This is a genomic window from Myxococcales bacterium (genome assembly GCA_016717005.1).
GTDB lineage: Bacteria > Myxococcota_A > Polyangia > Haliangiales > Haliangiaceae > UBA2376.
Window position 1 is genome coordinate 191,380 of the sequence record JADJUF010000041.1, and the last position, 22,748, is coordinate 214,127.

Genomic DNA, 22,748 nt, shown 5'->3' on the forward strand with positions numbered 1-22,748 from the left:
GACGCGGCAAGCCACCCGTAGTGGCGCTCACCTGTGACAGGGCACACCAACGATCCTTGAGCTGCCAGCGGGCAGCCGCCGACGCTCGCGCTCGAGGCGCTCGAGCTCCACCCCGGCCAGGCGATGGCCGACGATGATCGCCGCCAGCCGACGCAGCCACCGCAGTGGGTGTTCGGCAATATCCCGCCGGCCTACTTCGACGCGTCCGGCGCTGGCCCGACGCCGCCGGCAGGCGCCGACCGGCGGCGAGAACACCGACCCGTACATCTATCCGTGAGCACCGTCCGGCGCCGCCCGCGGTGATAGCGTGGGCGATCTCCATGGATCGCCACCAGTTCACGCGCGCGCTGCAACACCTGCTGCGGACCGAGGTCGACGACGTCACGCCGGACCAGCGGGGCGCGATCGTCCGGCAGCAGCTGGGGCTGCTCGACGACGCGCGCGGCCTGCTCGAGCACCGCGTCGCCTTCGTGCCGTTCGTGCCCGGCCGGCGGCCCAGCGACGAGATCCTGGCGCCAGGGCTGGGCTCGAGCGAAGCGATCGGGCTGCTCCACGGCAGCAGCCGCGATCACGTGACGCTCCTGTACCACCTGACCCGGGCCGTCGGTCGGTGGCGGCCGTGCCCGACGGCGGCGCGCTGACCGCGACCGTGCACCTGCTCGACCGCGCCGGCCGCGCGCTGCGCACGGTGCCGGGCTGGGACCGCCGCGCGGTGCCGATGGCCCGGCTGGGCGCGCCGACCGGCGACCCGGCTGGGGCCGAGGCCGAGGCCGGCCCCGAGGTCGCCGGCGCCGCCGCGCTCCAGCTCGACGTCGACCTTGTGTTCGGGCCGCTGGCCGACCCCGCCGGCAGCCCGACCGCGCCGTTCGGGTTCGGATCGCTGTACTTCGAGCGGTTCCGGATCGAGCTCGCGCTCGAGGTCGACGGCGCCACCGTCGCCAGCGACGGGTTCGAGTTCGAGATCTTCGATGAGCGCGGTTTCGGCGCGCTGTACGCGCGGATCGCCGAGCGGCTGTTGCCCCACGACCTGCGCGCGCAGCTCGCCGCCGCCGGCACCAGCGCGGCCGAGGTCGACGTCGCGTTCCACCCATGGTTCCCGGTGCTGTGCATCGGCGTCGCCAAGGCCAACCTGTACCTGCGGGCGATCCGCGGCGACGTCGCGCGCGAGCGCCGGATGCTGACCGACCCCGCGTGGCTGCTGCGCGTGGGGCTGTACCTGGAGCTCTTGACCTGCCTGGGCATCGCGGCCGCGGTGCGGTCCACGCTCGATCTGCTCACGCCCGAGGAGCGGACCCTGTTCGAGCGGGCGCCCGCGTTCGCCGAGCTGCGCCGGCGGATCGACCCCGCCGCCTGGACCAAGGTCTGGGACCTGCGCGCGATCGCGCGCTGGCGCACGCCCGGCGTCGACCTGCCGGTCGGCGTCCACAACCTCCTGCGCAAGAAGGCCGCCACGCTCGGGTTCCTGCACGCCCACCACGACGACCTGAAGCACGCGATCGAGCTGGCCGGCGACAACCGCGTCAACGCCCAGGAGACCTGGCAGCGGGTCTTCCGCGACGCCGAGCGCGCGGTCCTGACCATGAACCAGGAGGCGTTCCCCGAGCTGCAGGCGCTCGGCGACGGCGTCCGCCGCTTCGTCCTGTGGCACCGCCAGGGCAGCGCGTTCGGGCTGTCGATCCCGACCGCGCTGGCCGCGGCGTTCGGCGATCAGGACGGGCTGTTCCCGTCGGCGTGCGCGCAGTACCGCGCGTCGATGAACCAGGTCGCGGCCTGGGCCGCTGAGCGCGGGCTGATGGAGTTCACCGGCGACGAGTGCGTGCCGCGCGCGGTCAGCCTGCTCGAGTCGCACCTGGCCGGCCACCGGGCCCGCCTGGCGCAGCTGCAGCGGCGCGACGGCTACCACGCGTCGCTCGAGCTGCGCGAGACCGACGAGGAGCCGCGCCGGCTCGCGGTCGACGAGGTCCGCGCGCGCATCGAGGGCATCCCGATCTTCCGCCTGTTCACCGCCGCCGAGGTCGAGCAGCTGGCCCGGCAGGCGCGCACGATCACGCTGGGGCCGACCGAGCGCATCATCGTCCAGGGCAACCCCGGCTCGTCGCTGTTCGTCCTCCACGACGGCGCGCTCGAGGTGATCGCCCGCACCGGCGCCGGCGAGCAGGTCGTCGCGGAGCTCGAGCCCGGCGCGGTCGTCGGCGAGGTCGCGTTCCTGACCGGGCAGCCGCGCACGGCCACGGTGCGCGCGCTCGAGACCGCGACGGTGATCGAGATCGCGGCCCGTCACCTCGAGCCGATCGTGCGCGAGCGCCCGGGGATCCTCGACGAGCTGACCGCGCTCATGACCGCGCGCCAGCACGTCGGCGACGACCTGCCCGCGGCCGGCCTGGTCCAGCGCCTGCTCGCGAGCATCTTCGGGAGCTGACGACGACGCGCGCGGCTCACGGCAGCTTGTAGTCGATCCCGACCCGCTGGCAGGCCGGGGCCGTGCGGGCGGCGCGGGCCTGGTAGCGCCAGGTGCGGGCGTCGGCGAGCAGCGCGCGATCGAGCGCGGCGATGCCGCTGGTGCGGACGACCGCGGCGTCGGTGACGGCGCCGTCGCCGCCGACGCACACGCGCAGGTCGGCGCGGGCGCGGCCGCCGAGCTCGGCCGCGACCCGGTGCGCGAGGCGATCGGCCGCGCGCGGCGTCGACGGCCGGGTCAGCCGCGTCGGGAACGTCGGCGCGACGCCGTCGTCGGCGACGAGCGCCGCCTCGGCGACGCGCGGCGCAGGGGTGGAGCGCGCCTTGGTCGTGGCACAGCCAGCGATGGGGGCGAGCGCGAGGACGAGCACGGCGAGCTTGGGAGAGGTCGGCATGTGACCGACCATTGCGATGCACGTGCCAGCGCCGCGCGCCGCCAATTGCACGGGTTCGCGCACCGACGACGTCCCGCGCACGCGGGTGCGACAGTCGCGAGCCCGTCGCGGTCGCGTCGCTGGATCGCAGGCACCGCCGGCACGGCTCGTTTCGCGCGGCGCACGCGCTCCGCACCGCCCACGGCCGCGCCGCGCGGGCGCGCGCCGCGGGTCGGTCGGATCGGCGCCCACCGACAGACGCGGCAGAGATCGACGCGCGCCGCGGGTCGCGGCGGAGATCCACGCGCGCCGCGGGATCGACGCGCGCCGCGGGATGGGCGGATCGACGTGCACCGCGGGACGCGGCGGAGATCGGCGCGCGCCGCGGGACGCGACGGAGATCGGCGCGCGCCGCGGGATGGGCGGATCCACGCGCGCCGCGGGACGCGGCGGAGATCGGCGCGCGCCGCGGGACGCGACGGAGATCGGCGCGCGCCGCGGGATGGGCGGATCGACGTGCACCGCGGGACGCGGCGGAGATCGGAGGCGACGCCGTGCCGCACCGCTGCCAGTCCGAAGCATCCTCGCGAGCAGGCGCCACGTACGTGCGGGTGGGTCATCCGCCCGCGCTCCGACGGCACCGACCCGCGGCAACGGTCCAACGAAGGGACCGCTCCGGAGAAGGGACCGCAACGCGCCGCGTCGTGCCCTTCCTGCCGCCGTCCGCCGCCAGGTGCGTCCGTGTGCGCACACCACGCCCTACTCTCGACACCCTATTACGGTACTCCTTGGCAAAACCTTCCCCCGCGCTGGTGAAATAGACCTACCGATGGTGGCGGGAGCCTCCGGGTCCGGATTTGACCCAGAGATTTCAGATACTTGAATATGGCCCGGTGCTTGCTCATAAGACCTCGCACGATGCCCATCCTCGCCATTCGCCAGAGCCCGAACGCCTCTGACTGGACGGACCGCGAGCTGCTCGCGTCGGTGTTGCGACGCGAGGAGCGGGGCTGGAACGAGCTGGTCCGCCGCTACCGCGGGCTGATCTTCCGGTGCATCACCAAGGTCACCAACAAGTGCGCCCCGTTCGCGTCGAACGCTGACACGGACGAGATCTTCGCCGAGGTGCTGATCGGGCTGCTCCGCGACGACATGCACAAGCTCCACATGTACGACCCGAGCCGCGGCACCAAGCTCGGCTCGTGGATCGGCATCATCGCGGTCAACACCGCCTACGACTTCCTGCGCGGCTCGTTCCGCCGCCCGGCGGGTGACCGGCTCGACGCGTCGTACGACCCGCACGCGCCGTACGACCGCACCCCGCTCGACATGCTGCTCGACAAGGAGCGGTGGGCCCACCTGAACTCGATCCTCGACGAGTTCAGCGAGAAGGACCGCCAGTTCCTCGATCTGTTCTACGCGCGCGGGATGGAGGCCGAGGAGGTCGCCGCCCAGATGCAGATCAGCCTGAAGACCGTGTACTCGAAGAACCACAAGATCCGCACCCACCTGCGGCGCTGCGTCGAGCGGCTCACCGAGCTGTCGGCGATCGCCGACCTCGCCCAGGCCGAGCTGGCGATGGCGTAGGCGCCCGCGCCAGCCGCCGCATCATCGCCCGCACCGTCGCGCCAGGATCGCGCGCCCGACCCCGACCGACCGTCCCGAGCAGCCGCGCCGCCTCGGCCGCGCGCCCGCCCGAGCGGGCCAGCGCCAGCTCGAGCGCGGTCCGCTCGAGCGCGTCGATCGCCGCGCGCAGATCGAACGCCCCGGCGGCCAGCTCGCGCTCGAGCGCCGCGCGATCGGTCAGCGCCGCCGACCCGCGCTCGTCGGCGCGGACGATCCGTGCGGGCAGGTCGGCCACGAGCAGCTCGTCGCCGCCGCGCTTGCCGACCAGCGCCTGGTAGACGACGTTGCGCAGCTCGCGCACGTTGCCGGGCCAGCGGTAGGCCGCCAGCGCCGCCAGGGTCGCGGCGCCGACCTGGGTCACCGCGTGGCGGTGCGGGCCGGGCTCCTCGGCGTAGTACCGCGCGATGAGGTGATCGACCAGGCCCGGCAGATCGGCGGCGCGGGCGCGCAGCGGCGGCAGGTGGATCTGGATGATCGCCAGGCGCTGGTACAGGTCGTCGGCGAGGACGCCGCGCTCGAGCAGCATCGCCGGATCGCGGTTGGTGGCGGCGATGATGCGGAAGTCGACCGCGCGCCAGACGTTCTCGCCGAGGCGGCTGATCACGCGATCCTCGAGGACGCGCAGCAGCTTGGCCTGCAGCGTCAGCGGCGTGTCGTCGATCTCGTCGAGGAAGACCGTGCCGCCGGCCGCGGCCGCGAGCTGACCGTCGTAGTCGCCGACCGCGCCCGAGAACGCGCCGCGGACGTGCCCGAACAGCTCGGACTCGATCAGCTCGTTGGGCACCGCCGCGCAGTTGATCGCGACCAGGCGCGCCTTGGCCCGCGCCGACGCGGCGTGGAGCAGGCGGGCCATGACGTCCTTGCCGGTGCCGGTCTCGCCGGTGAGCAGGACCGGCATCGAGGTCGCGGCCGCCCGCGCCACCTCGCCCAGCGCCGCCTGCATCGCGGCCGACGCGGCGATGACGCCGTCGACCGCGAGCCGCGGGCTCGGCTGCGCCAGCTCGGTCACCCGCGCCACCAGCCGCGCGGCCGCCGCCAGATCGCCGAGCTCGATCACGTCGTACGCGCCGGCCTTGACCGCGGCGATCACCAGCGCCGGCGGCACCGGCCCGGCGCACGCCCACAGCCACGGCGCGGCGGACGGGGCCAGCGGCGTGCGCGGCGCCGACGTCGCCACGACCGTGATCGCGGCGTCGGGCGCGGACGTCAGCGCCGCGCCGGCGGCGCGCAGGCCGCGCGTCAGCGCCGGCGCTGGTGCCGGGCGGCCCAGCCAGCGGACGGTGATGGTCATCTCGTCATTGTATTTCTATTAACAATATTTGGTTGCTGTTTCGCACAGGCGTCGAGGCCCGCCTCCGCGCACTTGCCCGGGCCGGCCGCCGGCACGGCGCGTGCTGTCTGGGAGGCCGGGGAGTCCCTCCCCTTCCAGGAGTTCGTCATGCTCAGCGTCCTGTTCCATCAACCCGTGATCCTGTGCGCGCTCGCCGCCGCGATCGTCGTCGGGCTCGCGCTGCTCGGCCTGCACGTGATCGACGAGCACGAGGCCGGTCTGGTCATCAAGCGCCTCGGCCGGCGCCTCCCGCCCGGCCGGCTGATCGCGACGCGCGGCGAGGCCGGCTACCAGGCCGATCTGCTGCCGCCGGGCTGGCACGTCCGGCTCTGGCGCTGGCAGTACAAGGTCGAGCGCATCCCGCTGGTGATCGTGCCGCCCGGGCAGATCGCGTGCGTCGTGGCCAACGACGGGCGGCCGATCCCGTCGGAGCGCGTGCTCGGCCGCGAGGTCCCGTGCGACCGCTTCCAGGACGCGCGCGCGTTCCTCGATGGCGCCGGCGAGCGCGGCCGTCAGCTCGCCGTGCTCACGGCGGGCACGTACCGGATCAACCCGGCGGCGTTCAAGGTCATCACCGCCGACAAGGCCGGCCACGACGGCCTGGCCGCGCGCGACCTGCACGTGCTCACCGTGCCGTCCGACGCCGTCGGCGTGGTCACCGTCCTCGACGGCCGCCCGATCACCACCGGCGACCTGGCCGGGCCGCCGGTGCCCGGCCACGACGGCTACCAGCGGGCCCAGGCGTTCATCGACGCCGGCGGCCGCCGCGGCCTGCAGGAGGAGGTGCTGCTGTCGGGCGCGTGGAACGTGAACCCGTGGTTCGCGCGGATCCAGCTGCACGATCTCACCGAGATCCCGATCGGCTACGTCGGCGTGGTCGTGTCGTACGTCGGCGAGGAGCACCTCGACGTCACCGGCACCGACTTCACCCACGGCGACCTGGTCGAGCGCGGCCGCAAGGGCGTGTGGGTCGACCCGCTCCTGCCGGGCAAGCACCCGCTCAACCCCCAGGTCATGAAGGTCGAGCGGGTGCCGACCACCAACATCGTCCTCAACTGGGCCGGCCGCACCGAGGCCCACCACTACGACGACCGGCTGGCCCCGATCACCGTGCGCAGCAAGGACGGGTTCTCGTTCCCGCTCGACGTGTCGGCGATCATCCACATCGGCATGCACGACGCGCCGCGCGTGATCTCGCGGGTCGGCTCGATGCAGAACCTGGTCGACCACGTGCTACAGCCGGTGGTCGGCAACTACTTCCGCAACTCGGCCCAGCAGGTCAGCGTGCTCGAGTTCCTGTCGGCGCGCACCGACCGGCAGCGCGAGGCGTACACCCACATCAGCGCGGCGCTCGGCGAGTACGACGTCGAGTGCATCGACGCGCTGATCGGCGACATCCAGGCGCCGGCGGAGCTGATGAAGACCCAGACCGATCGCAAGATCGCCGACGAGCTGCAGGTGACCTACGACGCGCAGCGCGACGCCGAGATGAAGCGGCAGGCCCTGGCGCGCGAGAGCGCGGTCGCGAGCATGCAGGCCGAGGTGGTGAGGTCCGAGCAGCTGGTCCGGATCGCGCAGACCCACGCCGCGGCCGCGGTCGAGGCGGCGCGCGGCGCGGCGTCGGCGGAGATCGCCCGGGCCGAGGCCGCCGCGACCGCGCGCCGGCTGCAGGCCGCGGCCGAGGCCGCCGCCACCGAGCTGGACGGCCAGGCCCGGGCCTCGGCGCGCGCCGCCCGCGGTCAGGCCGAGGCCGCGTCGCAGCGGGCGATCGGCGCGGCCCGAGCCGACGCGTTCACCGGCGGGCGCACCGCGCTGGGCGAGACCTTCGCCGCGGTCGAGATCGCGACCGTGCTCGCGAACGCCGGCGTCAAGCTCGTCCCCGACGTCGCGGTCGGCGGCGCCGCCGGCACCACCGGCCTGGCCGACGCGCTGGTCGCCCGCATGCTCGCGGGCGGCACGCTGCTCAAGGCGTGAGCGGGACCGGGGCCGCCAGCCGCGCGCGCCAGACCACGCCGTCGTAGCCCGCGCACACGACGTCGTCGGTGGCGGTCAGCGCGACGCTGGTGACGAAGTCGGGGGTGCTCGCCGCCGCGAGCTCGCACGGGCCCCGCCACCGCTTGACGGCGCCGTCCTCCGAGCTGGTCACCCAGGTGCCGTCGCGCGCGACCGCGACCGCGGTGATCGCGGCGCCGTGCGCGCGCGTCGCCGCGACGACCCGACCGTCGGGCGCGAGCTGGGTCCACCACCCGCGGGTGTCGCCGACCACGAGCCCGCCGGTCGCCAGGGCCGCGACCGCCCGCAGCGGCGCGTCCAGCTCGACGACGGCGTCGCCCCGCCCGTGCGGATCCGTGACGACGACCCGGCCGTCGTGGCCGACCGAGACGAAGCCGCGCGGGTGCGCCGCGACGCGCCACGCCCAGCCGGTGTGCGCCGGCGCGGTCCACGCCGGCGCGCCGTCGATGGTGAAGGCGGCCAGCGTGCCGCGCGCGGTCGCGGCCACGACGTGATGGCCGTGCGCGGCGAGCGCCAGGATCGCCCCGAGCCCCGACGCGACCGCGCGGTGCGCGCCGGTCGGCTCGACGACGATGATCGCCCCCGAGCGGGTGCCGGCCCACAGCCGGCGCTCGGCATCCTCGACCAGGGTCGTGACCGAGCCGGCGCCCAGCGCGATCGTGGCGGCGCCCGGGCCCCAGCGCCGCACGGTGCCGTCGCGGCCCGCGCTGGCGATCGCGCCATCGGCGCACGCGATCGCGGTCCACGCGTAGCCGCGGTGCCGCCCCACGACGTCGCGGCGATCCGGGCTCGGCGCCGCGGCCGCGGCCCGGCGGTACATCGCGTCGGTGCGCAGCACGTGCTTGATCCCGGCCGTGACCGCCTCGCCGTCGTGCCACAGCCGGTGATCGAACACGATCGCGGCGCCCAGGCTCGGCGCGATCGACGCCCACCGCGTCTCGCCGCGGGCGTCGGCGTAGAACCGCGTGTGGCCGCCGACCCGATCGGGCGCGTCGTCGAGGTAGAGCTGCACGGTCAGGTGCGAGCGCAGCTCGTCGCTGGGCACGTGGGCGCCGTCGCGGTGGACGCAGAACGCCTGGCCGTCGCGGTAGCGGCACGCGCGGAAGCGCGGGTTGAACCCGACCAGCGTCCAGCGCTCACCGTCGACGACCAGCTCGGCCGGCACGTGCGCGCCCAGCTCGGCGAACAGCGCGGCGGCCAGGGCGTCGTCGTCGAACACCAGCCGGTCGTTGTCGCGGTAGTCGGCCGGGTAGCGCTCGCCCGTGGCCGCGAAGCCGCGTCGCTCGAGCTCGGCCCGAAGCCCCGCGCAGCGCGCGGCGTCGATCGCCCGCGGGATGAGCACGCCGACCAGCGGCCCCGGCGGCAGGAAGCGCGCGGTCACGACGCCACGACCCGCATCGGGGTGGACCGTGCCGCGGGTCATCGCCGCCTCCGCGCGAGCGGCGCCTTGGCGCCGACGAGGCCGGCGGCCATGCGCAGCGTCGACGGCGCGGCGCTGCCGGCGGGGATCAGGCCGCGCGCGGTCACCGCGACGGTGAAGTAGCCCTGGATCGTCGCGACCAGCGCGGCGGCGGCCGCGTCGGCGTCGGTGCAGGTGAACACCTTGGCGCGCCGGCCGGCCGCGATGATCGCGGTGGCCCGCGCCACCAGCGCCGCCAGCGTGCGCTCGACCTCGGCCCGCACCCGGGGCTCGCGCAGCGCCTCGGCCATCGCCGTGACCCAGCACGCCAGCGCCGCGGGCGCGGCGTGGGCGCCGAGGCCGAGGTGGACGTCGATGAACGCCACCAGCTGCGCCGCCGGGGCGCCGGCGCCGGCCACGGCGGCGTCGAGGGCCTGGGTGTGCGCGGCGGCGATGGCGCGCACCGCCTCGACCAGGATCTCGACCTTGTCGGCGAAGTGGTAGTGGATGAGCCCGGGCGCGAGCCCGGCCGCGCGGCCGACGTCGGCGATCGAGGCGCCGGCGTACCCCTGCGTGGCCATGACCTCGACCAGCGCGTCGACGATCTGCGCGCGGCGGGCGGCGGTGTTGGAGCGGCGGGCCATCTTATATTGGTTGGGTGACCAACCAAGATTGGCACGGCCCGCGCCCCGGCGCAAGCCCCGCAAGCCCCGCCCCGCCCGCCGGCCCCGCCGGCGCGCCGTCGGACGGCGGACGGCCCCGGCGCAAGCCCACCGCCGCCCCCGCCGGCGGCCGGCGAGCGTGGCCGCCCCAACCGCGCGGGCGATCACGGCGCGTCACCGTCCCGCCCACGGTCTGAGCCAGGACGGTGACGAACCTGCGACGAGATCGTGCGCGTCGGCGCGTAGGGTGCCGCGATGACGTTCTCTCGTCGGTGGTTCCTCCAGGGCAGCGCGCTCGTCCCGGTCGCCGCGATGCTGCCGCTGGCGTCGGGTTGCACCGACGGCGGCGACGACCCGGCGGTGGTGTTCGTCCACGGCGTCGCCAGCGGCGACCCGACGCCGTCGTCGCTGATCATCTGGACCCGGGTGTCGACCGCGCCGGCCGGCACGCCCGTCGAGGTGGTCTGGGAGCTGTCGCTCGACGACTTCGCGACGATCGCCGCGACCGGCACGGCGACGACGGACGACCGCCGCGACTTCACCGTCAAGGTCGACGTCGGCGACCTGACCCCCGGCGCGCGGTACGCCTACCGCTTCACCGCGTTCGACGAGACCTCGCCGGTCGGCTGGGCCCGGACGCCGAGCGCGGGCGCCCTCGACCGGCTCCGGCTCGGGGTCGCGTCGTGCGCGAGCCTGGCCCACGGCTACTTCCACGCCTACCGCGCGCTCGCCGCGCAGGCGCTCGACGCGGTCGTCCACCTCGGCGACTACATCTACGAGTACGGCACCAACGAGTACGGCGAGGTCCGGCCCTACGAGCCCAGCCACGAGCTCGTGAGCCTCGCGGACTACCGGGCACGGTACGCGCAGTACCGCCGCGATCCCGATCTGCAGCTGGTCCACGCGGCGCACGCGTTCATCGCCGTGTGGGACGACCACGAGGTCGCCGACAACAGCTGGAGCGACGGCGCCAACAACCACCAGCCCGAGACCGAGGGCCCGTTCGCGGATCGGCGCGCCGCGGCGCTGCAGGCCTACCGCGAGTGGATGCCGATCCGCGACACCGCCGACGGCCACATCTACCGGAAGGTCGCGTTCGGCGACCTCGTCGACCTGTTCATGCTCGACACGCGCCTGCTCGGGCGCGATCCCCAGAGCGACGTCGGCGGGCCGCCGCTCGAGGATCCGACCCGCACGCTCCTCGGCGCCGCCCAGGAGGCGTGGCTCGCGACCGAGCTGCCGGCGTCGACGGCGACCTGGCGGCTGGTCGGCCAGCAGGTGATGATGGGGCAGCTGCCGCAGTTCCTGAACCTGGACGCGTGGGATGGCTACCCGGCGGCGCGGGACCGGTTCTTCGACCTGATCGAGCGCGAGGGCGTCCGCGACGTGGTCGTCCTCACCGGCGACATCCACTCGACCTGGGCGATGGACCTGACCCGCGATCCGACCGATCTGGTCGCCTACGACCCGCTGACCGGCCGCGGCGCCCTCGCGGTCGAGCTGGTGACGCCGGCGATCTCCTCGCCCGGGCTGCCCGAGTCGTTCGCCGACGGGATCGCCGCGCGCCTCGCGGAGAACCGCCACCTCAAGTTCGTCGAGGTCTCGCGCCGCGGCTTCCTCGTGCTCGACGTCGATCGGCAGCGCGTGCACGGGACGTTCCACCACCTCGACGACGCCCACCTGATCTCCCCCGAGGTCGCGACCCTGACCGAGGCCGCCCAGGTCGAGGTGCGCCTGGGCACGCCGCGGCTGATCAAGCTGTAGCGGCGCGGCGTCAGAATCAGACCGCGCGCGGCCGGCCGGCCTCGCGCCAGGCTGGCTCGTGATCGGCCGTGTACTGGTACCACTGCTCCATGCGCTTGCGGACCTCCATCGCCGGATCGCGGCCGAGCTCGGGCTCGAACCACGCGCGGGCCGCGAGGTAGCGGTACCAGTACGCGATCTGCGCGGCCTCGTCGGCCTGGATCAGGTGCAGCGGCGCCGGCGACCGCGCCGCGCGCCGCGCCCGATCGGCCGCGACCATCGCCCGCCACTCGACCACCGCGGCCTGGTGCGGGATCGGGTGCGTGCCGATCGCCCCGGCCGAGCGCATCAGCTCGTCGGGATCGTAGCGGACCGTCGCGCCGCACGCGCACGCCTGCTCGATCATGCGGAACGAGTGCGGCGCCGCGTACGACGCGCCACAGCCGGCGCACACCACCGGCCGCAGCTGGGCCTGGGCCGCGGCGTAGCGCGCGCGCGCCAGCTCGGCCAGGAGCCCGATCTCGAACTCCTCGCGGGCGTCCGCGAGCGCGTGCCCGACCGCGACGCCCTTGGCGCACGCCTCGTCGCGGACCGCGACCGGGTTGCCCTCCTCGAGGATCGCGTCGTCGACCTGGGCGTGCCAGACGTCCATGATCTTCTGCTCGAGCTCGGACAGCCGGTGCTTGACCGCCCCGAGCTTGTGCGCCAGCGGCAGGTAGTCGCCGCCGCCGGCGACCGACGCGATGAACGCCTGGCCCTCGGCCTCGGCCTCGGCCCGGACCTGCTCGTGGCGGCCCTTGATCTGTGCCAGGAACCCGTCCCAGCGCGCGAGTGCGGACATGATGACCTCCAGCGTGGGTTCGGCGCCGACGCCGCGCGTCGCCGGTGGTGCGCGCGCCGCGCCCCTCGAGGCGGGCGGGCGACGCCCCCCGTTCCGGCCGTGTGCGAGCGGGCACCGACGTCGCGCGGGCTCGCCCGCGACCGGCGACTCAGAACTTGATGTCGACGTCGCTCGTCACGCCGGGGTACTTGGCCGCGAACTTGGCCTTGACCCGCTCGTGCATGTCGTTGAACTGCTGCCAGTTCCGCACGACGGTGCGGTTGATGTAGTAGCCCATGTACGACGACAGATCGGTCCAGTCGACCACGGTCAGGCCCGAGGCCTTGAGCACCGCGATCGGATCGCCGCCCTGCTTCGAGCCGTAGTCCTGCTCGTACAGGATCTCCCAGTACTGCTCGATGGTCATGGGCGGCTCCATGGTCATCTCGCGGTTGGCGGCGCGCGCGGCGTTGGCCTCGCGCGCGAAGTCGCCGAACTTGCCCTGCGACGCGGCCTGGAAGGCGTTGCCGTAGACGGTCGTGATCGCGAACGTGGTGTCGCGGGACATCCGGGCGTTCCACTCGGCCGAGGCCCGCTCCCACTTGCCCTGGTCGATGCCGTTGGCCTTGAGCAGGTCCTCGACGCTGGCGCCGCTGACGATCGCGGCGTTCATCGCGGCCCACTTCTCGAGGGTGATCCCCTCGACCGGGTTGAGCTCGCCCTTGGCGGCGGCGCCGGCGGTGTTGGCCTGCTGCTGGCGCTGCATCTGACCCGAGCGCCAGTTCATCTCGCGCTGCGACACCTCCTCGATCGACCCGTGCTTGCGCGCGAGCACCGAGTACACCGAGTCGCGCACGCCCTGCCAGTGCATGCGGTCGCGGATGCCGTAGCGGCTCATGATCTCGGCGCGGCTCTCGTCGGTGCCGCCGAACATGCCCTCGCTCTCCATCTGCTGGACGGCGTTGAAGAAGACCTCCTCGTCGTCGGGATCGAACCCGGCGAGGTCGAACTGCTCGGCCGCGTCGGTGGCGTGGCCATCGCCGTGGTCGTGGTCGTGGTCGTGGTCGTGGTCGTGGTCGTGGCCGTGGTCGTGGCCATGATCGTGACCGTGGCCGGCGGCGGGCTGACCGCCGCCCATCGCCTGCTCGGCCTTGGCCTTGGCGCCACCGAACATGCCCTTCAGCTTGTCGAGAAAACCCATCGGATGCTCCCCGGAGATTGAGTGGCTGCGAGGGTGGCACAGCCGCGCTGGCCCCGGCGCGCACGCGACCGCCTATTTGCGCCTTGCGCCGGACCAGGGATCCGACGCATCCAAGGGACATGACACAACCGCACGTGGTGATCCTGGGCGGCGGCTTCGGCGGCCTCACGGCGGCCCGGGCGCTGGCCAAGGCGCCGGTCACGATCACGCTGCTGGATCGCCGCAACCACCACCTGTTCCAGCCGCTGCTGTACCAGGTCGCCACCGCGGCGCTGAACCCCAGCGACATCGCGTACCCGATCCGCGCGGTGCTGGCGAAGCAGGCCAACGCCCGGGTGCTCCTGGCCGACGCGCGCACGATCGACCCGACGCGGCGGGCGGTGGTGCTCGACGACGGCGAGCTCACCTACGACTACCTGATCGTCGCGACCGGCGCGACCCACTCGTACTTCGGCCACGCCGACTGGGCCGCGCCACGCGCCCGGCCTCAAGTCGATCGAGGACGCGCTCGAGATCCGCCGGCGCGTGTTCCTGGCCTACGAGGCGGCCGAGCGCGAGAGCGACCCCGTGGCCCAGGCGGCGTGGCTGCGGTTCGTCGTGGTCGGCGCGGGTCCGACCGGTGTCGAGCTGGCCGGCGCGCTGGGGGAGATCGGCCTCCACACGCTCGCCAAGGACTTCCGGACGATCGATCCGACCCGGGTCGAGGTGCTGCTGGTCGAGGGCAACCCGCGCGTGCTCGGCGCCTTCCCCGCCGATCTCGGCGACGCCGCCGCTCGCTCGCTTGGCCGCCGGCACGTGACCGTCCGCTGCGACACCCGCGTGGTCGCGGTCGACGCCGACGGCGTCCTGGTCCAGCGCGCCGACGGCGGCCGCGAGCGCATCGCGGCCCACACCGTGCTGTGGGCCGCCGGGGTCAAGGCGTCGCCGCTGGCCGCGTCGCTGGCGGTGCCGCTCGACGGCGCCGGCCGGGTCAAGGTCGAGCCCGATCTCTCGATCCCGGGCCACCGCGAGGTGTTCGTGGTCGGCGATCTGGCGGCGTGCGCGTGCGACGGCACGCCGGTCCCGGGCGTGTGCCAGGGCGCGATCCAGGGCGGCCGCCACGCCGCGGCGATGATCAAGGCCGACCTCCGGCAGCGCGCGCGCGCGCCGTTCCGCTACAAGGACAAGGGCTCGCTCGCGACGATCGGCCGGGCCTCGGCGGTGGCGATGATCGGCAAGCGCACCCACCACGGCTTCCTGGCGTGGCTCCTGTGGTGGGTGATCCACATCTTCTATCTGATCGGCTTCAAGAACCGCTTCTTCGTGATGCTGTCGTGGGCGTGGTCGTGGCTGACGTTCCAGCGCGGCGCCCGGCTGATCACCGGCGAGGTCGGGGCGCTGCCGGCGATCCAGGGCATCGGCGCCGACGGCGTCCGCGCCCTGCCTCCCGCGGCCGAGACCGTCCGGCCCGGTTGATCACGGAGGCCTGGGGAGGTCTCGAGCTGGGCATGGGCGCTCCCGAGCGGCCCCGTGCGACCCCGCGGGCGGCGCCCCCTGAGCCTCCCGCGGCCGCGAACGGCCCCGCACGCCCCCGAATGGCCGCGCAAAGGCCCAAAATCAGCGGCGCAACGCCGATCTGGTGCCGATGAGGGTGCCTCTGCACTCGTCGGACCGCCGCTGACGTCCTACACTCCCCGCCGCATGACTGATCGTAAAGCTACCTTTGCCAAGCGCCAGCGCGAGCTCGAGCAGAAACAACGGGCCGCGCAGCGGCTACAGCGTAAGTCGGAGCGCAAGGCCCGCTCCGCCTCGAGCCCGGACGACCCCAACGCCGACCCCGACGTCGACCCCGACCTCGCCGGCATCGTCCCGGGCCCGCAGCCGCGCGAGGAGGACGACGGCACGTTCGCCGTCACCGAGCCCGCCGAGAACGCGGTCCCGTCGGACGATTCGCCGTGAACTCCCCGGCGCAGGACGGGCCCAGCCCACGCACGTGAGCGGCCGCCCGCCGCTCGCTGCCACTGCGCCAGCCTGAGCAGCGCGCGCGGCCCTCCGCGCACCGCCGACTCAGCGCGACTCGGTCGACGGCGCCTCGCCAGCTCGCGCCCCATCGGCGCGCCGCGATGACCCGGACCTCCGGTCGCGGCACCGCCGCGCCGGTGGCCGGCGGCACAGGTGCGCCGCGACGCCGCCTCGGCGGGACGACCGCTGCCCGATCGTGCCGCTCGGACGTGGCCACGAGCGTTCCCTGTGGGCCGCCGGCATCGTATCCTGCAGCGAGGGGTGGGCACCGTCGTGCTCAACATAAGGAGTCTCCATGTCGATGGTCCGTCTAGCCTTCACAGTCCTGTTCGTCGGGACCCTCGCCGCGTGCGGTGAGGTGTCTCAGGGTGTCGACGCTCCGATGGCCGATGTCGACGCCGCGGTCGACGCCGCCATCCCGATCGACGCGCCAGAGATCGACGCGCCGGGCACCGCGACCCTGACGATCGCCCTGGCCGGCACGTCGACCGGCACGGTGACCTCGAACCCGGCCGGCATCGACTGCGGCACGACCTGCTCGCTCTCGGCCGCGATCGGCACGATGGTGACGCTCACCGCCGCCCCCGACGCGGGCGCAGCGTTCGCCGGCTTCTCGGGCGGCGGCTGCACCGGCACCGCGACCACGTGCGTCGTCACGCTCGCCGCAGCGACGACCGTGACCGCGACCTTCAACACGGCCCGCTACACGGTCACCGTCAACCTGATGGGCAACGGCACCGGCTCGGTGTCGTCGACCCCGGCCGGCATCTCGTGTCCCGGCACCTGCACGATGACCGTCGACCACGGCACGTCGCTCTCGCTCACGGCCACCGCGGCCGGCGGGTCGACCTTCGTCGGCTGGGCCGGCTCGTGCGTGGGCACCGGCGCGTGCGCCGTGACGGTGACGGCCGACACGACCCTGACCGCCTCGTTCGCGCTCAACAGCTCGCTGGTCGTCACCAAGGCCGGCAACGGCAGCGGCACGGTGACGTCGGCGCCCGCCGGCATCAACTGCGGCGTCGATTGCTCCGAGGCGTACACGCCCGGGACGATCGTCACGCTGACGGCCACGCCGGCCGTCGGCTCGACGTTCACCGGCTGGTCGGGCGCCGGCTGCACCGGCACCGGCGTCTGCACGATCACGCTCAACGCCGCGCAGATGGTCACGGCGACCTTCACCCTCAACCAGTACACGTTGACGGTCACGAAGAACGGCACCGCCACCGGCACGGTCACCGGCACCGGCATCAACTGCGGCGCCGACTGCACCGAGCAGATGAACCACGGCTCGTCCGTGACCCTGACCGCGACCGCGGGCGCCAACGCGACGTTCGCGGGCTGGACCGGCGGTGGCTGCACCGGCACCGGCACCTGCACGGTGACGGTCACGGCCGCGACCACCGTCACGGCGACGTTCAACCTGGTCCAGCGGACCCTGACCGTCGCCAAGGCCGGCACCGGCACCGGCACGGTCACGTCGAGCCCGGCCGGCATCAGCTGCGGCGCCGACTGCACCGAGCCGTACAACCACGGCACCTCCGTCACGCTGACCGCGACCGCGGCCGCCGGCTCGACCTTCGCCGGGTGGAGCGGCGGCGGCTGCAGCGGCACCGGGACCTGCGTGGTCACGATGACCGCCGCGACCGCGGTCACCGCGACCTTCACGCTGACCGCGGTCGTGGTCACCGCCAGCTGGAACTGCGCCGGCGGGGTGTCCTGCACCGACCTGTACGACATCACGTTCTCCGCCGACAGCAACGTCACCTTCGCGGTCACCGCGGTGACCGGCGCGTCGGTGTTGCGCCTCGGCGCCTTCAACCCGGGCGTCCCGTACACCGGCGCCAACCTGCTCACCGGCATCGCCTCGGACCGCAAGTGCGTCGCGCAGAACACCAGCGACACGGTCGTGTTCAAGGCGGTCAGCGCCGGCACCTACCGCCTGGCGGTCGGACGCGACTGGGGCTCCTCGGCCGGCGCCAGCGGCACGTACACGCTGACGGTGTCGTCGACGGGGACGATGACGTACGTCGGGGCCAGCGGCAACGACGTGGTCGAGGGCACGACCGCGTCCCGCTGCGGGTACATCGCGACGTTCTCGTCGAGCTGGACCTGCGCCTCTGGCGTGAGCTGCCAGGACACGTACTCCTTCGACTCGCTGGCCTCCACCACCGCGACCGTGGCCGCGACCGCGATCACCGGCAACTCGGTCGTGCGGCAGGCCGTCTTCAACGGCACCACCGTCACGACCACCAACCAGCTCAACGGCATGCTGACCGATCGCAAGTGCGCGGCCCAGAACGCCAACGACACCGCGACCTCGGCGGCCCTGCCGGCGGGCGGGCACCTGTTCGCGATCGGGCGCGACTGGGGCTCGTCGGCGGGCGCCAGCGGCACGTACACGTACACGATCACGACGCCGAACGTCCCCCTGGTGCCCCGCGGCCAGGTGACCAACGACACCGGCTCGGCGTTCGCGACCACGACCTGCCCGTAGCGCGACGACGCGCGGGCGGGTGAGGCGGGGTGCGCCGCGGGGATCGGCGCGACGCCCCGGCGCGTCGCCGCCGGGCCCGCCGGGACGGCGGCCGGGTCACACCCGGGCCCGCCGGGTCAGGTCGCGCACGGCGCACGCGCGGTGCTCTAGACTGGGCCGTGCTCCGCGCCGCGCTCCAGGGGATCCTCCGGCATCCGTGGCGGATCCTGGCCGCGACCGCGGTCGTCGCGATCGTCGCCGGCGCGCTGATGTCCCGGGTCGGCTTCGACGCCAACTACAGCGCGCTCCTGCCGCGCGACTCGCCGACGGTGCGCGCGTTCGAGGCGGTGCGCGACCAGCTGGGCGGCGGCACCACCGACCTCGTCGTCGAGCTGCGCGGCCCGGCGCCGGCGCGGGCCGCGGTCGGGCGCGCGCTGGCCGCGGCGCTGGCCGACGATCCCCGATTCGCCTGGGTCGACCTCGGCGTCGACGACGCGTTCTTCCTCGAGCGCAGCCTGTACCTGATCCCGCTGGCCGACCTCGCGGCCCTGGTCGCGGCGGCGCAGGCCGCGACCGCGGCGGCGCCGACCGGGCTCGACGGGTGGGCCACGGTGCGGACCCTCGGCGACGCCATCGCGGCCCGGGCGCTGGCCGAGCGCGCGCGGTTCCGGCCCTCGGCGGACGACGCGCTGTTCGTGCTGATCCGCCCGCGGATCCCCGCGGCCCAGCTGGCGCAGCTGCGCGAGTGCGTGGCCGCGGTCACCGCCGCGCTCGCGCGGATCGACCCGCGCGCGCGCGGCGTCGACGTGCGCTACTCGGGGCGGCTGGCGATCCACCTGGCCGAGCAGCGCGCGACCAAGGAGGACCTGTCGCGCGCGACCACGATCGCGCTGGTGCTGGTCGTGCTCATCACGGCGCTGGTGTTCCGGCGCCTGGCGGGGCCGCTGGTGATCGCGGTCCCGCTCGTGCTGTCGCTCGTGCTGACGCTGGTGGCCTCGACCTTCCTGGTCGCGAAGCTGAACCTGCTGTCGGCCTTCATGATCCCCGCGCTGGTCGGGCTCGGGATCGATTTCGGCATCCACCTCTACTACCGGTTCCTGGTCGAGCTGCGCGGCGGCCGCACCCGCGTCGACGCGATGGACGTGGCGGTGCGGGCGACGATCGGCGCGTCGGCGGCGTCGGCGGTCACCACCGCCGGGGCGTTCTTCGCGCTGACCGTCGTCGACTTCCGCGGCTTCCGCGAGCTCGGGCTGCTCGGCGGCACCGGCGTGCTGGTCACGTTCGTCACGACCTACGTCGTCGTGCCGGCGCTGGCGCCGATCGTCACGCGCGGCGGCGCGGGCGCGGGCGGCGCCGCGGTCGACGATCCCGACCAGCGCCGCGATCACGCGGCGGCGGGCCCGAGCCGCGCGGCCCGCGCCGTGGCCGCGGCCGTCGTCGGGGTCGCGCTCGCGGCCGGGGTGTGGAGCCTGGCCCAGGTGCCGCGGGTCGCGTTCGAGAACGACTTCGCCAAGCTCAAGGGGACGGCCGCCGAGATCGAGCGCACCGAGCGGCTCGAGGCCGAGCGCGGGCTGATCTTGTCGCCGGCGGTGATCATGGTCGACGACCTCGCGAGCGCGCGCCGGGTCGAGCAGGCCGCCGAGGCCCTACAGCGCGAGGCCGGCGAGCCGACCACCGGCCTCGAGGTCGAGCCGGTCGCGATCCGCGCGGCGCTGTCGGTCGCCCGGTTCATGCCGGACCAGCTGCCCGAGCGCGCGGCCTTGCTGACCGAGCTGCGCGCGACGCTGGCGCGCGCGCAGGGCGCGGGCCCGCTGACCGACGGCCAGCGCCGGACCATCGACCTGCTCGCGCGGCTGGGCCAGGCCCGGCCGTGGACGCTCGACGAGCTGCCGCCGTCGCTGCGGCGCCGCCTGATCGCCGTCGACGGCGCCCGCCTGTTCGTGTTCGTCTGGCCCAACAACCGCCTGTACCGCGACCGGGTCATGCGGGCCTGGCAGGGCGTGCTCGATCGCCTGCTCGCGCGGGCCGCGGCCGCGCCCGGCGGCGCCGCCGGCGCGATCCAGCTCCTCGACGAGCGCCGCCTTCCGCTCGAGGTGGCCGACCTGGTGCGACGCGATCTGCCGACCGCGTTCGCGCTGGCGTCGCTGCTGGTGCTCTTGACCCTGGTGGTCCACTTCCGCCGCGCGACGACGGTGCTGCTGGTCGCGGCCACGATGGTGCTCGCGATCGCGCTGACGCTCGCGGCCCTGGTCGTGACCGGCATCCAGCTCAACGGCTACAACGCGGTGCTGCTGCCGTGCATCGTCGGCATCGGCATCGACAACGGCATCCACATCCAGCACGCCTACGGCCGCGCCGGCCCGGGCTCGATGCGGTCCGTGTTCGCGACCACCGGGGTCGCGGCGCTGCTGGCCTCGGCCACGACGCTCGTCGGCTTCGGCACCAGCATCATCGCGCGCCAGGGCGGCCTGCGCGCGATGGGCCTGACCGCGGTGATCGGCGTGACCGCCACGTTCGTCGCGTCGACGATCGTCCTGCCAGCGACGCTGATCCTGCTCGAAGGGCGACGACCGCCGCCCACGCGCTTGCCGTGACCGCGGGGCCGGCGAATACTGGCCCGATCCTCGTGCTCCGGCCGCTCCTCGACCGCCTGCTCTACCGCCACCCGTTCGAGGGCAGCAGCGCCCGGCGTTACGCGCGCCACGAGCGCCAGGCGTTCGGCGACTTCGACCAGCGCCTGCTCGACCGCCTGGCGCGGCGGCTCGCGACCGCGCGCCGGCTGCTCGACCTCGGCTGCGGCCCCGGCACCTTCATCGCGGCCGCGGCCGCGCGCCATCCGCACCTGGCGGCGGTCGGCGTCGATCCCAGCCGCGACTTCGCGCGCGCCGGCGTGGTGCGCGCGCGCGGCGAGGCGCTGCCGTTCGGCGATGGCGCGTTCGACGTGGCGGTGTGCGTGACCGCGATCCGGCATGTCCGCGACCGCGCCGCGGCGCTGCGCGAGCTCCGCCGCGTCGTCACCGATCGCGTGGTGATCGCCGAGATCGATCCGGCCGCCGACCGCGCGCGGATCGCGGCCCACGCCGATCGCCTCGGCTCGGCGCGGCTCCGGCGGGTGTTCGGCCCGCTGGTCGTGCGTACGGCCCCGCCCGCCGCCGAGATCGCGCGGCTGGCCGAGGCCGCCGGGTTCACCGTGCGCGACCTCGCGCCCGATCCGATCCAGCCGTTCTACCTGCTGGAGCTGGCGTGATCCGCGCGTGGGCGGGCCGCGCGGCGTCGCTCCACGACGAGCTCGGGGCGATCGCCGAGCTCGACTGGCGGTGGTGGCCGATCGCCGGCGCGGTGGCGGTGGCCGAGGCCGCGCCGGCCCGGGCCGGGTACGTCAAGCGCGACGCCGACCCCGACGCCGACGCGCTGCTCGCCCACGTGACGCCGGCGCCGGCCGATCCGATCGCCGACGCGATCGCCCGCGCCCGCGCGGCCCGCACCGCGATCCGCGAGCTCGACGGCGCGCTGCCCGATCAGCCGCTGGCGGTGACGCTGCGCAAGGGCGACGTCACGGTGCTCGAGCCCAGCGCGCTCACGGCCGCGGCGTTCGCCGTCGGCGAGCGCGTGCTCGTGGCCGAGCTCGACGCGCCGGAGCTGCCGGCCCAGCTCGCCGCGCTGATCGCGGGGGCCGCGCCGCCCCCGCCGGTCGCCGCGATCCCGTTCGTGTGCGTCTCGCTCGGCGACGATCCCATCGAGGTCGCGCGCCACGGCCATCGCCGCGGGTGGCGCGGCGGCCGCGGGCCCTGGCTCGGGCTCGGCCGGGCCGGCGCCCTCGCGACCTGCACGACCTGCCACCTGGTGATCGACGGCTACGGCCACACCCGGATCACCGCGCGGATCAACGAGCTGGCGCCGCCCGGCGCCGCGACCACCGCGCTGGCGCCCCTGCCGCGCCTGGCGCCGGTCGCCGATCCGGTGCCGCTCGACGTGGCCTGGCGCGAGCTGCCGCTGCCGGCGCCCCGGGTGCTGCCGCTGACGTACGCGCTCGGGGTGATCTTGCACCGACGGGTGGGGCGGATCGACGCGCGGTTCTCGCCGACGCTGCAGGTGCCGGTGGCCCCGGGCCGGTTCGGCGATCCCAACCGCCGGCGCCACCGCGTGGTCTCGGCCGCGGTCAGCGTGCGGTGCGAGCGCGGCATCCCCGAGCCCTACGCGGCGTTCGAGGCTCGCGCCCGCGCGACGCTGGCCCGCGAGGCCGACGGCGCCGGCCTGGTGTCGCGCATGCTCGCGGCGGCGCGCGCGGTCCCGGTGCCGGTCGCCTGGAAGCGCAAGAGCATCGGCGCGAGCCGGTCCCCCGCGCTCGATCGCTTCGCCGAGGTGCTCGGCGGCCGCGCGAGCCTGTCGCGGATCCGCGTCGACGTGCCGATCGCCCCGACCTGCGCCGTGTCGCCGCCGCCGCGGCTCGCCACCGCCGCTGACCCGCTCGGCGCCTGCGTGATCACCATCGTCGACGACGGCGCCCGGGTCGCGATCACCGCGTGCGGCTCGGGCCTGACCGGCGGCGCGGCCGGCGCCGCGGCGCTGCTCGACGAGTTGCTCGCGGGCGTCGGCCAGCGCCGCTAGCGCGGGGCGGCGGCCGCACGGTCACGAAGCGCCCGCGTCCA

General features: G+C 74.8%; 16 protein-coding genes and 1 pseudogene. 11 read left to right on the forward strand and 6 right to left on the reverse strand.

What is annotated here, in order from left to right:
- The first annotated feature begins 320 nt into the window (after positions 1–320).
- Together IPL61_37765 and IPL61_37770 are read left to right on the forward strand one after the other, a co-directional pair.
- Complete coding sequence (locus tag IPL61_37765) at positions 321–641, forward strand: hypothetical protein (protein MBK9036941.1); 321 nt, start codon at positions 321–323, stop codon at positions 639–641.
- On the forward strand, positions 611–2,419 hold the full coding sequence (locus IPL61_37770) for a cyclic nucleotide-binding domain-containing protein (protein MBK9036942.1): 1,809 nt from the start codon (positions 611–613) through the stop codon (positions 2,417–2,419). Before IPL61_37765 ends, IPL61_37770 begins: the two co-directional genes overlap by 31 nt.
- A 16-nt stretch (positions 2,420–2,435) precedes the next feature.
- Here IPL61_37770 and IPL61_37775 read toward each other — a convergent pair whose 3' ends face one another.
- The gene (locus tag IPL61_37775; protein MBK9036943.1) at positions 2,436–2,852 is read right to left on the reverse strand and encodes a TonB family protein; all 417 of its coding nucleotides are present in this window, start codon (positions 2,850–2,852) and stop codon (positions 2,436–2,438) included.
- A gap of 897 nt (positions 2,853–3,749) precedes the next feature.
- Between IPL61_37775 and IPL61_37780 the strand changes: the two genes are divergently transcribed.
- A complete protein-coding gene (locus tag IPL61_37780) occupies positions 3,750–4,418 on the forward strand; it encodes a sigma-70 family RNA polymerase sigma factor (GenBank protein MBK9036944.1) in 669 nt (222 codons plus the stop codon).
- Here IPL61_37780 and IPL61_37785 read toward each other — a convergent pair.
- Positions 4,363–5,748: a sigma-54-dependent Fis family transcriptional regulator gene (locus IPL61_37785; GenBank protein ID MBK9036945.1), complete on the reverse strand. Its 1,386-nt coding sequence runs from the start codon at positions 5,746–5,748 to the stop codon at positions 4,363–4,365. The two genes, IPL61_37780 and IPL61_37785, sit on opposite strands and share 56 nt — an antisense overlap.
- 147 nt (positions 5,749–5,895) lie before the next feature.
- On the opposite strand from IPL61_37785, the gene IPL61_37790 reads away from it, so the two are divergent.
- Positions 5,896–7,761, forward strand: coding sequence for a flotillin family protein (locus IPL61_37790; protein MBK9036946.1), 1,866 nt, complete (start codon positions 5,896–5,898; stop codon positions 7,759–7,761).
- Here the strand turns inward: IPL61_37790 and IPL61_37795 are convergent.
- Together IPL61_37795 and IPL61_37800 are read right to left on the reverse strand one after the other, a co-directional pair.
- Positions 7,751–9,181, reverse strand: a complete 1,431-nt coding sequence (locus IPL61_37795) for a 2OG-Fe(II) oxygenase (protein MBK9036947.1) — start codon at positions 9,179–9,181, stop codon at positions 7,751–7,753. The genes IPL61_37790 and IPL61_37795 overlap by 11 nt on opposite strands.
- Positions 9,182–9,219: 38 nt before the next feature.
- The gene (locus IPL61_37800; GenBank protein ID MBK9036948.1) at positions 9,220–9,843 is read right to left on the reverse strand and encodes a TetR family transcriptional regulator; all 624 of its coding nucleotides are present in this window, start codon (positions 9,841–9,843) and stop codon (positions 9,220–9,222) included.
- Between the two features lie 273 nt (positions 9,844–10,116).
- Between IPL61_37800 and IPL61_37805 the strand changes: the two genes are divergently transcribed.
- Positions 10,117–11,625, forward strand: a complete 1,509-nt coding sequence (locus IPL61_37805) for an alkaline phosphatase D family protein (protein MBK9036949.1) — start codon at positions 10,117–10,119, stop codon at positions 11,623–11,625.
- A 16-nt stretch (positions 11,626–11,641) separates the two neighbouring features.
- On the opposite strand, the gene IPL61_37810 is transcribed toward IPL61_37805, so the two are convergent.
- A complete protein-coding gene (locus tag IPL61_37810; GenBank protein ID MBK9036950.1) occupies positions 11,642–12,445 on the reverse strand; it encodes a hypothetical protein in 804 nt (267 codons plus the stop codon).
- A 148-nt stretch (positions 12,446–12,593) separates the two neighbouring features.
- A complete protein-coding gene (locus IPL61_37815) occupies positions 12,594–13,625 on the reverse strand; it encodes a hypothetical protein (GenBank protein MBK9036951.1) in 1,032 nt (343 codons plus the stop codon).
- Between the two features lie 140 nt (positions 13,626–13,765).
- Between IPL61_37815 and IPL61_37820 the strand changes: the two are divergent.
- From IPL61_37820 to IPL61_37845, 6 genes and pseudogenes are all read left to right on the forward strand, one after another.
- A pseudogene (locus IPL61_37820) lies at positions 13,766–15,080 on the forward strand (NAD(P)/FAD-dependent oxidoreductase).
- 225 nt (positions 15,081–15,305) lie between these two features.
- A complete protein-coding gene (locus tag IPL61_37825; protein MBK9036952.1) occupies positions 15,306–15,563 on the forward strand; it encodes a hypothetical protein in 258 nt (85 codons plus the stop codon).
- Positions 15,564–16,008: 445 nt separating this feature from the next.
- Positions 16,009–18,120 carry a hypothetical protein gene (locus IPL61_37830; protein ID MBK9036953.1) on the forward strand — a complete coding sequence of 704 codons (2,112 nt, stop codon included), beginning with the start codon at positions 16,009–16,011 and terminating at the stop codon, positions 18,118–18,120.
- A 158-nt stretch (positions 18,121–18,278) separates the two neighbouring features.
- Positions 18,279–20,693: an MMPL family transporter gene (locus IPL61_37835; protein ID MBK9036954.1), complete on the forward strand. Its 2,415-nt coding sequence runs from the start codon at positions 18,279–18,281 to the stop codon at positions 20,691–20,693.
- Positions 20,694–20,725: 32 nt separating this feature from the next.
- Positions 20,726–21,346 (forward strand): class I SAM-dependent methyltransferase, encoded by a 621-nt coding sequence (locus IPL61_37840; GenBank protein MBK9036955.1) that lies wholly within the window; start codon positions 20,726–20,728, stop codon positions 21,344–21,346.
- On the forward strand, positions 21,343–22,707 hold the full coding sequence (locus IPL61_37845) for a hypothetical protein (GenBank protein MBK9036956.1): 1,365 nt from the start codon (positions 21,343–21,345) through the stop codon (positions 22,705–22,707). Before IPL61_37840 ends, IPL61_37845 begins: the two co-directional genes overlap by 4 nt.
- Positions 22,708–22,748: the final 41 nt, after the last annotated feature.

Coding starts and splice junctions, on each gene's coding strand:
- IPL61_37765 (MBK9036941.1), top strand. CDS start 321: ATGGATCGCCACCAGTTCACGCGCGCGCTGCAACACCTGCTGCGGACC.
- IPL61_37775 (MBK9036943.1), bottom strand. CDS start 2,852: ATGCCGACCTCTCCCAAGCTCGCCGTGCTCGTCCTCGCGCTCGCCCCC.
- IPL61_37780 (MBK9036944.1), top strand. CDS start 3,750: ATGCCCATCCTCGCCATTCGCCAGAGCCCGAACGCCTCTGACTGGACG.
- IPL61_37785 (MBK9036945.1), bottom strand. CDS start 5,748: ATGACCATCACCGTCCGCTGGCTGGGCCGCCCGGCACCAGCGCCGGCG.
- IPL61_37790 (MBK9036946.1), top strand. CDS start 5,896: ATGCTCAGCGTCCTGTTCCATCAACCCGTGATCCTGTGCGCGCTCGCC.
- IPL61_37800 (MBK9036948.1), bottom strand. CDS start 9,843: ATGGCCCGCCGCTCCAACACCGCCGCCCGCCGCGCGCAGATCGTCGAC.
- IPL61_37805 (MBK9036949.1), top strand. CDS start 10,117: ATGACGTTCTCTCGTCGGTGGTTCCTCCAGGGCAGCGCGCTCGTCCCG.
- IPL61_37810 (MBK9036950.1), bottom strand. CDS start 12,445: ATGTCCGCACTCGCGCGCTGGGACGGGTTCCTGGCACAGATCAAGGGC.
- IPL61_37815 (MBK9036951.1), bottom strand. CDS start 13,625: ATGGGTTTTCTCGACAAGCTGAAGGGCATGTTCGGTGGCGCCAAGGCC.
- IPL61_37825 (MBK9036952.1), top strand. CDS start 15,306: ATGACTGATCGTAAAGCTACCTTTGCCAAGCGCCAGCGCGAGCTCGAG.
- IPL61_37830 (MBK9036953.1), top strand. CDS start 16,009: ATGGCCGATGTCGACGCCGCGGTCGACGCCGCCATCCCGATCGACGCG.